Annotated in this window: 17 protein-coding genes; 12 read left to right on the forward strand and 5 right to left on the reverse strand. The window is 23.5% G+C overall.

The annotated features are described in order from the left end of the window. Window positions 1–16: 16 nt before the first annotated feature. Both AACK96_RS01140 and AACK96_RS01145 read left to right on the forward strand, forming a co-directional pair. Complete coding sequence (locus AACK96_RS01140; protein ID WP_338958947.1) at window positions 17–280, forward strand: hypothetical protein; 264 nt, start codon at window positions 17–19, stop codon at window positions 278–280. A gap of 98 nt (window positions 281–378) precedes the next feature. Next, on the forward strand, window positions 379–1,068 hold the full coding sequence (locus tag AACK96_RS01145) for a hypothetical protein (RefSeq protein ID WP_338974579.1): 690 nt from the start codon (window positions 379–381) through the stop codon (window positions 1,066–1,068). A gap of 132 nt (window positions 1,069–1,200) precedes the next feature. Here the strand turns inward: AACK96_RS01145 and AACK96_RS01150 are convergent, their stop codons facing one another. After that, window positions 1,201–1,431, reverse strand: coding sequence for a hypothetical protein (locus AACK96_RS01150; RefSeq protein ID WP_338974581.1), 231 nt, complete (start codon window positions 1,429–1,431; stop codon window positions 1,201–1,203). A 248-nt stretch (window positions 1,432–1,679) separates the two neighbouring features. Here AACK96_RS01150 and hprK point away from each other — a divergent pair, with 248 nt between their 5' ends. The 10 genes from hprK to AACK96_RS01200 all read left to right on the forward strand — a co-directional run bounded on the left by hprK (window position 1,680) and on the right by AACK96_RS01200 (window position 10,624). Continuing rightward, window positions 1,680–2,627 (forward strand): HPr(Ser) kinase/phosphatase, encoded by a 948-nt coding sequence (gene hprK / locus AACK96_RS01155; protein ID WP_338974583.1) that lies wholly within the window; start codon window positions 1,680–1,682, stop codon window positions 2,625–2,627. A 33-nt stretch (window positions 2,628–2,660) separates the two neighbouring features. Continuing rightward, window positions 2,661–3,863 (forward strand): prolipoprotein diacylglyceryl transferase, encoded by a 1,203-nt coding sequence (locus AACK96_RS01160; protein WP_338974585.1) that lies wholly within the window; start codon window positions 2,661–2,663, stop codon window positions 3,861–3,863. Further along, window positions 3,847–4,812: a thioredoxin-disulfide reductase gene (gene trxB, locus AACK96_RS01165; protein ID WP_338974586.1), complete on the forward strand. Its 966-nt coding sequence runs from the start codon at window positions 3,847–3,849 to the stop codon at window positions 4,810–4,812. The genes AACK96_RS01160 and trxB overlap by 17 nt, the downstream gene beginning before the upstream one ends. Before the next feature lie 23 nt (window positions 4,813–4,835). Then, complete coding sequence (whiA, locus tag AACK96_RS01170; RefSeq protein WP_338974588.1) at window positions 4,836–5,783, forward strand: DNA-binding protein WhiA; 948 nt, start codon at window positions 4,836–4,838, stop codon at window positions 5,781–5,783. A gap of 33 nt (window positions 5,784–5,816) precedes the next feature. Next, window positions 5,817–6,113, forward strand: coding sequence for a helix-turn-helix transcriptional regulator (locus AACK96_RS01175; RefSeq protein WP_338974590.1), 297 nt, complete (start codon window positions 5,817–5,819; stop codon window positions 6,111–6,113). A gap of 237 nt (window positions 6,114–6,350) precedes the next feature. Continuing rightward, on the forward strand, window positions 6,351–6,653 hold the full coding sequence (locus AACK96_RS01180; protein ID WP_338974591.1) for a hypothetical protein: 303 nt from the start codon (window positions 6,351–6,353) through the stop codon (window positions 6,651–6,653). 164 nt (window positions 6,654–6,817) lie between these two features. Further along, a complete protein-coding gene (gene tyrS / locus AACK96_RS01185) occupies window positions 6,818–8,434 on the forward strand; it encodes a tyrosine--tRNA ligase (RefSeq protein ID WP_338974592.1) in 1,617 nt (538 codons plus the stop codon). 62 nt (window positions 8,435–8,496) lie between these two features. After that, window positions 8,497–9,528 (forward strand): hypothetical protein, encoded by a 1,032-nt coding sequence (locus tag AACK96_RS01190; protein ID WP_338974594.1) that lies wholly within the window; start codon window positions 8,497–8,499, stop codon window positions 9,526–9,528. A 221-nt stretch (window positions 9,529–9,749) separates the two neighbouring features. Continuing rightward, complete coding sequence (locus AACK96_RS01195) at window positions 9,750–10,331, forward strand: hypothetical protein (protein WP_338974596.1); 582 nt, start codon at window positions 9,750–9,752, stop codon at window positions 10,329–10,331. Then, window positions 10,301–10,624, forward strand: coding sequence for a hypothetical protein (locus AACK96_RS01200; RefSeq protein WP_338974597.1), 324 nt, complete (start codon window positions 10,301–10,303; stop codon window positions 10,622–10,624). Before AACK96_RS01195 ends, AACK96_RS01200 begins: the two co-directional genes overlap by 31 nt. A 64-nt stretch (window positions 10,625–10,688) precedes the next feature. Here AACK96_RS01200 and AACK96_RS01205 read toward each other — a convergent pair whose 3' ends face one another. The 4 genes from AACK96_RS01205 to AACK96_RS01220 all read right to left on the reverse strand — a co-directional run bounded on the left by AACK96_RS01205 (window position 10,689) and on the right by AACK96_RS01220 (window position 14,997). Next, complete coding sequence (locus AACK96_RS01205) at window positions 10,689–11,030, reverse strand: hypothetical protein (RefSeq protein WP_338974598.1); 342 nt, start codon at window positions 11,028–11,030, stop codon at window positions 10,689–10,691. 234 nt (window positions 11,031–11,264) lie between these two features. After that, window positions 11,265–11,876, reverse strand: a complete 612-nt coding sequence (gene rpsD, locus AACK96_RS01210; protein WP_174480874.1) for a 30S ribosomal protein S4 — start codon at window positions 11,874–11,876, stop codon at window positions 11,265–11,267. 472 nt (window positions 11,877–12,348) lie between these two features. Beyond that, complete coding sequence (locus AACK96_RS01215) at window positions 12,349–12,666, reverse strand: hypothetical protein (protein WP_338974601.1); 318 nt, start codon at window positions 12,664–12,666, stop codon at window positions 12,349–12,351. A gap of 933 nt (window positions 12,667–13,599) precedes the next feature. Then, the gene (locus tag AACK96_RS01220; RefSeq protein WP_338974603.1) at window positions 13,600–14,997 is read right to left on the reverse strand and encodes an SGNH/GDSL hydrolase family protein; all 1,398 of its coding nucleotides are present in this window, start codon (window positions 14,995–14,997) and stop codon (window positions 13,600–13,602) included. Window positions 14,998–15,321: the final 324 nt, after the last annotated feature.

The raw sequence follows: 15,321 nt of genomic DNA on the forward strand, positions 1-15,321 counted from the left end.
AAAGGAAAAAATAAATATGAAAAAAGAATGAGTTAAATTAATTAAAGTAGACTTTATGCATGGTGTTGAAGAACCTTGATGTAATAACAAAGGTGTTGCAATATTACCATTTATAATTAAAGATGATGGTAGTCGTTATTTTATGCAAACATGTGAGAGTAATCCTTTATTTAATAAAAATAAGCTGGGTAAATATAGTTCAATTACTGGTGGAGTGGAAAATAATAATCCTTTGGAAACAGTTTATAATGAAATGAGAGAAGAAACTGGTTTTTTTTAACAAAAGATACACCTATTTACTTTTTAGGTACTCATTATGCTTCAAAAATAAGCACTAAAGTATGATATTATTATGCAATTGATTTAACTGCACTTAATTTGGATATTAATGATAAATATTATGGTGTTGGCGATGGAACAATAGGAGAAAATAGTTTATATAGTAAATTTATTCCTGAAACAGAATTACGGTTTTCAAACGATTCTTTTTCTCTGACAATTTATGGTAAGTTATTCAATTCTATAAGTCACAATTGTTTTAAAAACATTAATTTTAAAACATTATTATTAAACAATTATTGCGATTCAAAAGCAGAAATATTTAATTCTGAAATTAATAATAATTTGAAGAGAAATATTTTTATTTCGGGTATAGCTAATAAATATGAAGAATTTGGTACTATAAAGAAAAGTAAAAAATTTGTATTTGATTTATCAAATTTTTTATGTAAAGAAAATAAGAAAATAATAAATGCATTTGGAATCGGCGTTGGTGATGAAATAGTAAGTGGTGCTGTTAAGTATGCTAAAGAAAATAGTATTGTTTTGGATAAAATTCTTGATGTATGACCATTTCCTCAACAATTTAAAAAAAGTTGACCAGAATATCGTAATCAGTTAATAGATAAAGCAGACATTGTACTATTTATTTTTGGTAATAAAATCGATGAAAATAATAATATTGTTTTATCAAAAGGTGTATTAAATGAATTTGAAATTGCTAGAAATAAAAATAAAATAATAATTCCTATAGCTTCAACTGGTATGCTGCTAAAGAAATATTTATAAAAATAGAAAATGATATAGAAAATTTTAAATATTTAAAAGATTATTTACATGTTCTTAAGAATGAAAAAAATGCTGCAAAGATAGTTAAAACTATTATTCAAATTTTAGATAATATTAACTAGTAATATTTATTTATATTTTATTCCTTGGTGGTAATTGTGGAGGCGTGCCACTTCCATTTGGACTTAGTTGTCCTAAATAATTAATAAAATGGTAATCTCATTTTTCAGAAACTAAATCACCAGTATTTTTTTCATTCTTATTTTTCTCAATAGTTTCATAAATATGATTTAAATTTTGATTGATAGATGATGAGATAATATTTTTTAATACTAATTGAAAAGGAATATAGTTGCTATTCATAAAAAGTTAACACTAATTTCTAATATTTTAATTTTTAACAATTTTTAAAGAATTATATCATAATAATTTTTATTTGATAATGAAATGTTTAGTAATTTTTTATTATATTATTCAATAGTTTTTTTAATGTTTTTAGAAACTTATGTATATTTTTGTTAATAATAAACTTTCTGTTGATATATTATATATAATTATATTATGTTTAAAATTAATCAAAAATTTTAATTATAAAAGGCAGGAAATTAAGTATGGAAAACCTTAGTGTTGGCGAAATAGTAACAAAATTTAATTTAACAATTTTATATATTAATCCCAAAATTCCAATTGAAAAAAGAATTATTACTAATATTGGTACTAATCGTGGTGGTTTAGAGTTAACAGGATTTAAAACTAAACAAATCTCACGTAGTCGTCGTATAATTTTATTAAGCAGTAAAGAAAGCGAATATATTTCCTCTTTACCAAAAACAGAATTTAAGAACCATTTTAGTAATATTTTAGAAGATCATATTCCTGCTATTTTTGTAACACCTAATTTTAAATTTAAAAAAGAATTATGTGACTGTGCTAAATCAATTAATTCAACAGTTCCAATTATTGAAGTATTATTTTTTACTTCTGAATTTGCAGCAACAGTTTCTACGTATATTGTTGAACGTTTATCTGAATCTAAACGTTTACATGGTACTTTAGTAAATATTTTTGGTTATGGTGTCCTAATTACAGGTGAAAGTGGTATTGGTAAATCAGAAACAACATTAGATTTATTACGTAATGGGCACTTATTTGTTGGTGATGATAGTATTGATATTTTAAAAGTCAATAATAAAATTGTAGGAAAAGTTAATCCGATTATTAAAAATTTAATTGAAATTAGAGGAATAGGTATCCTAGATATTACCAAAATGTATGGATATCATGTTATAATGCATGAGAGTCAAGTAAATTTAATTATTAATTTAATTAGAATTGAAAATGATGGTTGAACTAAAGTTGATCGACTTGGTGATCATAATAACTTTGATGTTTTTTTTGAAATTAAAGTGCCTAAAATAATTATTCCTGTTAGTCCAGGAAGAAATTTAGCTGATTTAATTGAAGCAGCAGTTATTAGTTTAAAATTAAAAGATGAAGGTCAAGACGCTACTGCTAGTTTTCAAAAACAAATAATTAGAAATTTAACAAAAAAGAAATAATTTAATAATTAAATTATCAAAAAGGAAAAAAATATGATTAATGATGATGGATACAATAGTTTAATTACCGATATTCTGGGAACGGGAATTCATATTTATTCGGTATTAATGGCAGTAGGGTTTTTAACTGCTGTCATTGCTTCATGAATAAAATTATATCGTCGTAATATTCCAACTAAAACTTTAGAATGAGGAACATTAGTTATTGCATTAGCAGGATTAATAGGAGCAAGAGCATGATATGTTCTTAATAATACTAGCACAATTGAAAATGCACTTGATGTAGTTGCCGTTTGAAGAGGTGGTATGGCAATTGAAGGAGGCGTTACAGTTGGAATGATAGTAGGATTCTTTATTTTTTATCGTACTTCAAAGCAGTTACAAATTTCAATGTGAGTTTTTATTGATTGTATTGTTCCAAATATTTTATTAGGTCAAGCAATTGGTAGATGAGGTAATTTTTTTAATCAAGAATTACTAGGAACTGATGTTGGTCATCCTTTCAGTTGATTACCAACATGAATAAATAATCATTTACATTATGGTTTTAATAGTGATAAACCAGATCCTGTTGCTGTTTATCGTCAACCTTTATTTTTATATGAGTCATTATCTTCATTATTTGGTTGATTCTTTTTAACGTTTTTTGTACCAAAAACAGGACAAATATTTAGTAAAAAACCATGAAAATTAGATTCTTCGCAATTTATTTCGCCTTTAAAAACTAATCCAATTGTTGTAAAAGATTTTTTAAAACCTTGAACAGTTATTAAAAAAATTCATGGATATCGTAAATTTAAATATGAAAGTTGAAAACAAGCATATTTTGATTTTACACCCAATAAGAATAGTGTTAAAAGTGTTGAAAAAATACCTTGAAAAGATGTTAAAAAACATTCAAAAGTTAAATCAAAGATAAAAAAATGATATTTAAAGATTAAATATAATATGCAACCACATTCTAAATCTTTAAATACTATGTATAATCCTAATAATTATCGAGTAACATATGCAGGAGTATCAGGTAGTTTATACTTTGTCTTTTATGGTATTATTAGAATGATTTTAGAACCACTTCGTGATAATAGAGACATTATGAAAATAGCCAATGTTTCAACTTCAATGATAGTTTCTGGAATGTGAATTATTTTAGGTGTTATTTTAGTAATATTTGCACAAATTATTGCACCATCAAGATTTCGTAAAGGAGAATGATTATATGAAAAATCATACTAATAAAGAAAATAAATATGATTATGATTTAGTAGTTATTGGTGGTGGTCCAGCAGGAATGACAGCTGCTATTTATGCACAAAGAGCAAATCTTAAAACTGTGATTATTGAAAAATATATTGTTGGTGGAAAAATGATTAAAACTTCTGAAATTGAAAATTATCCAGGTTATGATTATATTTTAGGGCCTGAATTATCAGAAAAAATGCAAAAGCAAGTTGAGAAACTACAAGTTGAATTTGTTACTGATGAAGTTATTAAAATTACAGATAGTGAAAATCATAAAATTAAAACAGTCCTTTTAAGTAGTGGTGATATTCTTATTGCTAAAGGAGTAATTATAGCTACTGGTTCATTAGAACGTAAAATTGGTGTTCCTGGTGAAGAGGAATATGCTAATCGTGGTGTTTCTTATTGTGCTGTTTGTGATGGTGCTTTATTTAAGAATAAAATTATTAGTGTAGTTGGTGGTGGTTATGCTGCTTGTGAAGAATCTTTATATTTAACAAGATTTACTAATAAAGTTAATCTTATTCATCGTCGTGATCAATTTCGTGCTGATGATAAAACCGTTAATAAAGTTAAAAATAATGAAAATATTAATTTAATAACTGATCATGTTGTATTAAAAGTATTAGGTACTGAGGATAAGAAAAAAGTAGGTAAATTAGAAATTCAAAATATTAAGACTAAGGAAATTAGTGAAATTACTACTGATGCCTTATTTCCTTATATTGGTTCTGATCCTGTTACAAAATTTGTTAAAGATTTAGATATTTGCGATAGCAATGGTTATATTATAGTTAATGATAAGTGTCAAACTAAAATCCCGGGATTATATGCAGCTGGTGATGTAATTGCTAAAAATTTAAGACAAATAGTAACTGCTGTTAACGATGGAGCGATTGCAGCACAATATTTAATAAATTTTATTGATAATTTTAATGAATAAAGTGTACAATTGAGGTGATAGTAATGATATCATTTACAACAAGTGTAAAAGATGAAATCTGTCAAAAAAGTTTTAAAAATTGTTGTCAGAAATCTTTGCTATCAGCATATTCGCTTATTAATGGTAAGATTACAAATTCAGATAAAATAAATAATGAGATTATTATTCATAGTTTTCATAACAAAACCACTAGGTTAATATATAAATTTTTAAAAAATCAATATAAAGACGTAAAATTGATAGTTATGGTGGATGTTTTAAATAAATTTGAGCGTCCAAAGGTGTATAATATTCGTATTAATAATAAAATTGATTTTATTATTAATGATTTAATGCTTCAAGATAAATATCTTTTTATTGAGAAAGAAGCTATGCACCAGCATATAATAAAAGAGCATTGTATAAGAGCGTATATCGCAGGAATCTTCCTTGTAGTTGGCAGTATCAATGCTCCTTCAACACCTAACTACCATTTGGAATTACAATTTCATAATGATATGTTGGCTAAAAAAATTAAAAATATTTTATTACAAACTTTTAAATTAAACTTTAAAACAATAAAACGTCGTAATAAAACGGTGCTTTATCTAAAAAAATCTAATGTAATTTCTGACTTTTTAAAAATAATTGATTGTCCACAAGCAGTTTTCGCTTTTGAAGATAAACGCATTTCACGAGAATTATTTAATAATATTAATCGTTTTAATAATATTGATATTTCTAATCAACAAAAAATTTTAAATGCTGGAGACCAGCAAGTTATAATTATTTCTGTTTTAAAAGATAAAAAACTTTTCAAAGCGTTGTCATTAAAAGCTCAAATTATTTCAAATTTAAGATTAAAAAATCCTGAAGCATCACTTTCAGAATTGGGTGAACTTTACTATCAAGAAACCGGTTTTGTCATTACTAAGTCTGGGGTTAATCATTTAATTCGCGAAATTAAGAAAAAGTATCAAGAAACATTGTAAGTTAATAATAAAAGTATAAGAGGAGGCCATACAATGAAAAAGAAAGAAATTTTAAGCAAAAGTCGTCAAGATTTATTGAATGCTTTTGGAAAACGAATGAAAACTTTACGTAATCAAAAAGGTAGAAAATTTTCACAAGAGAAACTTGGAGAAGCAAGCGGCCTACATCGTAATTATATTTCTGATGCTGAAAGAGGAACAAGAAACGTATCTTTAGTTGCAATCTTAAAAATAATTAATGGGTTGGATTCATCTATTAGTGATTTTTTTGCTGTAGGGTTTGATAATATTGATACTTCAAATTTATATGACACATTTAGTGTTGAATAAAATCAATTTCATACATTTTTAGTAGTACTTTATAAACAAGTACTACTTTTTTATTATTTTATTTTTTATTAAAAATAAATTTGAGAAAAGTTATTAGTACTTTTTATAAAATTAATTGATATTCACTAGTAATTATTTTATCTTAATGAAGATTATGAAATTTATTCACCTTATATTAGGAATAATTAATCATTAAAATGTTATAATTTAATTATTGATTATCATTAAGGAGTTATTATGACAATAGAAAATACAGAAGTTGAAATTGAAAATGTTACTACTAATGTTGATAACGCTAAAAAAGAACCTTATCAATTAAGTAGTATTATTTCACCTATATTTGGTCTTAATCATCAAAAAATAACTACGATTCCAATTAATATTAAAAAAGCCGATAGCAGTTCTAGCACTATTGAGCAATATGTTGATAAAAAAACTAAAGAAAATATTTTTCGTGAAAAAGAAGTAGCGTATAATAATTCTAGTAATCTTGATAATACTAGAATTGCACAAATTAAAAAAAATAGAGAACAACAATAAATATATGATAGTTTACCATCGCGCTATCTAGAATTTCGCGATAAAATATTTAAAGAAACTACATCTATTAATTACAATAATGCAAGTAATAATAACGATACAGTTATTACAACTATTGATTTGTTAGTTGATGATATTTTAGATGAAAATAAATAGGAGATGCTATGAATAATATAATAAAATCCAATATTATTGACGAATTAAAATGACGTAATATCTTAAAAGATATTAGTAGCATAGATAAAGTAATTAATGCAGGAAAATTAGGAAAAGGAATATATTGTGGTTTTGATCCAAGTAATGATTCATTACATTTAGGTAATTTACTACAAATTATTTTATTGCATCGTTTTGCTATATTTGGTTTTCAACCAATTGCTGTTATTGGTGGTACAACGGCAATGATCGGTGATCCAAGTGGTAAAAATAAAGAACGTAATTTATTAGATGAAAATGTGTTACAAACTAATGTTAGAAAAATAAAAGAGCAGTTAGTGACATTATTAAGTTATGAAAATATTGATAATTTAACATCATTAGAATTAATTAAAACATGTAATTTATTAAATGATAAAGAATATGAAACATTAGAAATGATTATTAAAAGTATTAATCCAAATAATCAATATCAACAGACTTTAAGTAGTATTTTAAAAACATTGCCCTTACCTTGAGAAGAATTAGGATTATCAGCATCATTATTAAAAACTTTATATGAAATTTGTAATTTTGATCAAAAGTGAGTTACTATGAAAAGTGATTTAAATAATCTTTCTTTTAAACAATTGTTAAATTATTGTGATAGTTATGTAGAAACTTGAATTACATTTTTAAAATTACCATTGGGAACATTAAACAATAAAATTAAGCCAATTAAAATTATTAATAATCAAACATGATTAGGTCCACTAACAATTACAACTTTTTTGTGTGATATTGGTAAGCATTTTAATGTTAATCAAATGTTAGGCAAAGAAATGATTGCTAATCGTTTAAATTCTGGAATTTCTTATACTGAATTTTCTTATATGGTATTACAAGCGTATGATTTTTATCATTTATATGAAAAAGAGCAATGTTATATTCAATCTGGTGGTAGTGATCAATGAGGAAATATTACTGCCGGTTTAGATTTAATTAGAAAACAAAAAGGTGATGAACATCATGCTGCTGGTATTACTATTAATTTATTAACTAAATCTAATGGTGAAAAATTTGGTAAAAGCGAAAAAGGTGCTATATTTTTAAATAGTGAAAAAACTTCACCTTATGAGTTATATCAATTTTTATTTAATCAAGAAGATAAAGATTTGCCTACTTTTTTTAATTCTTTAACTTTATTTAGTGAAGAACAAATAGCAAAAATTTTAGTAATTCATAATAGTGATGTTAAGCAACATTATGGACAAAAGATTTTAGCAGCTTTATTAACAGTATTTATTCATAAATTAAATGGATATTTTAGTGCTATTAATATTACTAATGCTTTTTTCCACGATCGGATTCATCAAATGAAATCATCTGAGATTTTACAGGTTTTAAAAGATGTACCACATTTTAATCTTAATCATAATGAACAAATAATTGATTTTTTAGTTAATAATCAAATTTGTAATTCAAAAAGAATAGCAAGAGAACTAATTATGCAAGGTTCAATTGTTGTTAATGGTGAAAAAATTACCAATATAAATTTTCTTATTAGTAAAAAAAACGCAATTAATAATCAAGTAACAGTTATAAAAAAAGGTAAGCGTCATTATTTTATAGTTGTTCATAAATAAGGAAGGGTATTTAAATATGATATTTATTAATGTTTCTCCATTATTATGGGATATTATTATTTTTGCTATTATTATTTTTGGTATTGTTACTGGTTTTTTTTATTGGGGGAAGAGCATTAATATTTATTAGTGCTGGTAATTTACTTAGTATTGGTTTAATGTTGGCATTTAAACCAATGTTAATAAATTCTTTTAAAAATATGGTATCACCATGGTTTAGTGACCTTAGCGGTAGTTTTGCTTCATTTAAGAATTTATTAACTGATAATATTGGATTTTTGATATATGCTATTGTTTGAATTATTGGCATTAATATTTTATTTTGAATAATCTATATTATTTTATATTTTGTACTTTTTAATAAAAATAAAATTGAACACAAAGCAATAAATGCTACAGCTGGAATTTTAATTAATTTTATTAGAATGAGTATTTTAGGTAGTATCGTAATTATTATGATGGGTACTAGTGTTTTCGGTAATAAATCATTAAGTTATGGTGTTATTAAAAATGAAATACCGACAACTTCTGTTACTCATAAAATATTTAGTAGTATTGATAATAATCTTCCTTTTTTAAATGTTAATGTAGCAGACATTAACACTGTTATTGATTTATATCAAAATAGTGAAACGTTAAAACAAAGTATAAATGAATTAAAAAATAATACAACTTATGAGGAATGTTACAGTACTGTTGAAAAGTTAAAAATGATAGGTATATTAAGAGTAGATGAAACTGATAAAATTGCTAATGCTCTAAAAGAGATGGAATCAACAGGTGATATCATTGCTAATAAAAAAATAATTATAGATCTCTTGCAACAACATGGAGTTGATAATTTTTTAGATGTTAATTATATGGTATCAGTTTTTAATGCTTATGCTAATATACTTAATTTATATTCGGAAGTAGTACAAATATTCGATGATAATTTAAAAGATATGCCAATAATAGATACTACACTTCCACAAAATATGGGTCGTTATAATCTTTTAAAGCCTAAAATTTCTGCTTTTACTAATTCAATTAAAGATGTAATAGTGAGAGAACATATTATTCAAAATTTAAAAAATATTTATAATCCGTTTTAAAAAAAATAAAAAAATATTTTTTTCTATTTCAATATTTTTATAAAAAAATAGTTGAGGCATTTAATTTTATTTATAACTGGAGTAGTATTTTTTCTTTGTGTTTTAAAAAAAATATGATATTATTACTTAGTAATTTAATAAATATTCTTTCCTAATATAGATATTTTCTATATTAGGATTTTTATTAAGTTAATTTTAATAAGCAAAGGAAGATAAAGAATATGTTAGATGATTTATTAAGAAAAACATTAGAAAACAAACCTAAAGAATATAAGAAAAATATGATTGATAATTTCAGAATAAATATAGGTAAATTAATTAATAATATTAATGACTATATAGAAGTTGAAGAGAAAATTTATAATGCAGAAAGTAAAGCAGGATATTCTGTTTCCTATACTCCTTTTTATATGTCACTTCAACATCGAATTAATATCCAACTATTAAAAGAAAAAGAAATAGTAAATGCTCTTAATAATGTTGATGAATTAGAAAAGTTTAAAAAATTAGAAGAAATATATAAAGAATTAGTTACTAGAAAAGAAGAAATTGAAGCACCAAATTCAAGATGAAAAAACGCTAATAAATATAAAGAACCTAATAATCCTGATTTGCAAACAAGAATTAATCAAATTTTAGAAAATGGTCCAAATGCAAAAGAAGAAAGTATCAACGAAAATATTAATATTATCATTAATTATTTAAAAGTTGAAGAGAAAATTTATAATGCAGAAAAAATGCAGGTTATATTATTGCTGGTACTCCTTTTTATATGTCGACTTATAGTGATATTACTAAGCTAATTTCTGCAGCATCAACGGCTATTAAAGATGAAGATGAAAGTAGAAAAATTATGAAATTAAGAAATATAGAGAAAAGTATATTAGAAATAAGAAATAGAATTGAAGAAAATAATTCTGGCATTTGGAAAAACGCTAATAAATATAAAGAACCTAATAATCCTGATTTGCAAACAAGAATTAATCAAATTTTAGAAAATGGTCCAATAAGACAACAAAATTTTATCGATGCAGCAAATCAAGAACATATTCCTAATAATAGTAGTGGTTCAAATAGTTTTCTTAATGCTATATAATATGAACTTATATTAAGATCATTATTTATAGAGAACATGTAAAAGTTACCCTTTGGGGTAACTTTTACAATATTTTATTTTTTATTAAATCAATAGTATTTTCTACTTGTTTATTATTAATTTCTTTTTTGTCTTTTATCTTAATAAATCGATAAGTACTAACGATTAAAAAACCTATATAAATTAAATAAGATATCGTTAGTACTGATATTAGTAAAATATTGTCATAATAATTTTTAGTAAAAAATGAAAATACGCTACTAAAAATTAAAGGAATTATAGCTATTCATAAAATTAAATATTTCTTTTTATTTTTATTAATTCCTAATCAACCAATAGCTGTTATCATAACAGCTATTACAAAAGTAATACTAACTATTTTTTCAGAAATTTCATTTTTAATCATTTTTATTTTTCCTTTCCTCATCTCTAATTAACATTATATCATTTAATTTAATTGACATAGTAGTAGGAGAAAAATTAATTGTTAGTTTTGTTTTAAGGAAATTGATTGATAGATAATTAATTTATATTTTATTTTTTCAAAAACAAAAAAATGATAAATGCTTTTATTGACATTTACCATCTAAAAAATAAATCTGTTATCAATTGATAACAGATTTTAAATTAATTATTAATTTTAAGCACGTCCATATGATTCAACAACTAATGCTTCATTAATATCAGTATTTAGTTCGTCACGTAGTGGATGACGTACATATGTACCAATAAATGTTTTTTTATTGAATTCAATAAATGGTAATGTTGAAGCATTAGCGCTTAATGCTTCAATAATTTTTGCATTTTTTTGTGCTTTTTCAGTAATAGTAATTTTATCTCCTATTTTAACACGATATGAAGGAATATTAACTTTTTTACCATTAACTAAAACATGACCATGATTTACTAATTGACGAGCACCTTTTCTTGTTAAAGATAAACCTAAACGAAAAACAATATTATCTAATCTTGATTCTAAGAATACCAACAAGTTAGTACCAGTAACACCATGAGTTTTTTTTGATTCATCAAATAAATTTTTCATTTGACGAGCATTTAAACCATAAGTGAAACGAATTTTTTGTTTTTCTTGTAATTGTAATCCATAGTTAGAAAGTTTAATTCTTTTTTGACCGTGTTGTCCAGGAGCGAATGTTCGCTTTTTTCCTTTTGCAAATTCTTTACCAGATTCAAGAATTGAGAAGTTTAATCTTCTTGATTTTCTAAAAACTGGACCAGTATATCTTGACATAATAAAAACCTCCTTGGAATGTATACAAACACAAAGAGACTTTAATAAGTTCTCATTAAGATAGTTTACAATTCGCCAGAACAGCACTGGTTACTATTAAGATTAATAGAAAATTCTACTAATAAAAAGAATAATTTTTGAGGGTAAACTATTTGCAACTTAATAATACTTATTTGCTGCTTTCGTGAATGCTTGTTAATTATAGGATAAGTAATGTTATTTGTCAAATATTATTTTTACAATGATTGAATATTTTTGTTGGTGCATTAAGAGTGATTATAAATTATAACCAATTTAAAAGGCTATAATTATCAGAATTTATTAAATTAACTTACCCTTAATCCGGTTTAAGTTACCTATATTAAATCATAATTTTAAAAAGATAACAATTAAATGCTGTAATTTTAAATCTTTAACAAGACAAAAATTGATATTAATAATATCTAGTAAATATTTTTATTTAATTAATAATTTAAAATTTTCAATGATTATTAATCAAATTATGAAGTTTTAACCATGCTCTTGATGTTTTATCTTTTGAAAATTCAATTTCATGATCTTCTAAAGGTTCTGGTTCTGGGATTTCATCATCTTTGTATTTAATTCAAATGTTCTCAGAATAATATCTCTTTTTAATATCAGCTGTTTCAAAAACTTTATCACAATAAATATCAATTGGACTTAATTGATTAATATGACCTAAGCGTAAATTAATTAAGTTAACAAAGGTTTTTAAATTATATACTTTAGCCCCATAGCCTTTAATTGATTTAACAAGGTGTGAAATCATAGGTTCTGTTTGACAACCAATATAATATGGTTGCTGATAATTCTCAATACCAATTTTATGATTAACAACATATGTAATTAAGTCATTAATTTTACTAATTTTATCTGGTAAAATTTCAATTTCATTAAGTGATTTTAAATATAAAATTAAAGAATTAGCATCACCTTTATTTAAAAATTCACAACAACGTTCATAGATACCTTTATAAAATGCATTTATTTCTTGTGTTTTCTTTTAAATCATTCTCTTGCTTTTTCTTTGGTGTGGGAACACTTTATAAATTAAACTAACAATGTGGTATTTATCTAAAACATAGTCAGCAGATAAGCAATTAGCTAGTTCTTGAATTCAAGTAGCACCATCACCACAAACAATAATCTTTTTTTACTAATATCACCATAAAATACTGTTAGTTGTTTATAAACTTGTTCGGCATATTCAATTGTAGGAATGCCACTTCGTGTTACTGGAATCTTAGCAATTGAGTAGAATGCTCGCTTTTGTAATAATTCTTTACGTTTAGCATATGAATTAGTATGACCTAAATGTACTATCAACGTAAATTGTATTTTGTAGTATTTTATATGTTTTTAATAATGTTCTCATTAATAAAACCCCCCTTTTTATTACTTTTAATATTTTTTAGATAAATATAATTGATAGACTTATTATTTTAAACTTATATTTATGAATTTATATAGTTTTTTATTATTATCTTAAGATTTATTTAAAAATATTTACTTTTAATTTATAATAATATTTTTATTTAAGGTCATAATTATGATATTAAAGATAAGCAATATAGTTTTGATAAATCTTAATTAAAGTTTATATGTGAAAAAATTAATATACAATAAAAAAATTTAATGTTAATTATTATGAGTAAACTTGATTAAAATTTTTTAATTATTTATTTTTAATACCATTTTTTATTTATTGACTAAAAACACCCATACTATCATTTTTATCTCATGAACCAATTCTATTTGTAACAAGCCTTATTCCTTGATCTTCTGGTAGTCTTTTAAAAAAATTATTTATTTCTTGAAAATGATCAATAATAACTTTTATTGTTGTATAAATATCATCTTGACTTATACTACCACCCAATCCAGTATCGTCTTCTTTTGCAAATTTATTGATAATTTTAAAAAATAATTGTTTAAAATTTTCTTGTTTTTCAGTATTATAGATATTTTGGATATGTAAAAAGTTATCATAACTAATTTTTACTTTTATTCAATCATGTGCAGTAGGACGATAATCTACTTTAAATAGATTTTTATTATTAAATTTGTATAAAAATTTGTATAAATCATTAGCAATTTGTTCTTGAACTCATTTTGTTGGATGAAATTGATCTAAAAAAAAATAGTTATCAATATTTTGTGAGTTTGCACCAGAAACATATTGAGGTTGTAATATTCCATTTTTTCCAAGAGTATTTATATCAATTTTAGTAGCATTTGAATCTTGGTATTGACTTCCTCTATTTTTGAATTGTTCAAATAGTTTATTAAATTTTGAAAAAACATCATACTCTTTAATATTTGTTTTTTCAAAGTTTTTATTTGCTTTTTTAATTTCTTCAGTTAATTTTAAGTTAAATTTATTTACAAGATTTGTCATTGGTTGTTGATTAATAGTTTCTTTATAGTTAGGAATTAATCCCATATCAGCAATATTTGTTATAACTATTTTTTTAATATTTTTATTAATTAATTCTGTTAAATCTTCATCAAGTTTATTAATAATTTTATTAATAGCATTATCAATATCAGTAATGTTATGATCAATTATTCACATTAAATCATTAGTTCCAATGTTTATAAAAACTAAATCATCATTATAAAAATCACTATGTTGTTTTATTAATGATTTTATTTGCTCATCAAGTGAAAATTTATTTAAAAATAAACCTTCAAGACCATAAACTTTTTCTATAAATGTTCCACCAACAGCGTAGTTAGTACCTATTTGTGAAAAATGTTGACCATTTAATGCTATAAAGTCTCATCCAGCTGTAACTTTTTGTTTTAATTTTTTACTAATTAATTCGGTTGCAACAGGGCCATTACATCAAGATCGATTTTGATAATAAGGAGGTTTTAATTGTACATCATGAGATTTCATAAGTTCCTCTGGGAGGGGAATATTTTGAAAAAATTGACTTCCTGCACCAACCAATGCTCCTACATCTGATAAACTGTCTCCTAAAGTATAAAAATTATTTTGAAAATTACTTGTATTATGATTTGCATTACTTAATGTTGAGATTATGTTTGTCATTAATAAAGAACATATTGTCATTAGTTTTATTAAATTTTTCATAGTTATTTATTCTCCTTTTAATTTATTTTTAGTTTTTAATTTATTGTTTAAATAATGATATATTTTGGTATATATTTTTTAATTTAAGTTTATAATTGAAAAAAATAATATATAATAAAAAAATGTTTAATGTAATTATTTTTAGAAAATAATACTATATTTTTAAAAAATAAATATTTTTATAAGAGTTAGTTATAACTTTTAATTATTTATTTTGTAATCGATAATTTTGTGTAAAAATAATTATTAAATCTTTGATAATACTTGTTTTTTTAAATAAGTTTCTATATAATTATTAATGCTTTAAGCAATGTAGTCCCGGTA

It is taken from the genome of Spiroplasma endosymbiont of Tricholauxania praeusta (assembly GCF_964019535.1).
Lineage (GTDB): Bacteria > Bacillota_I > Bacilli_A > Mycoplasmatales > VBWQ01 > Spiroplasma_E > Spiroplasma_E ixodetis_A.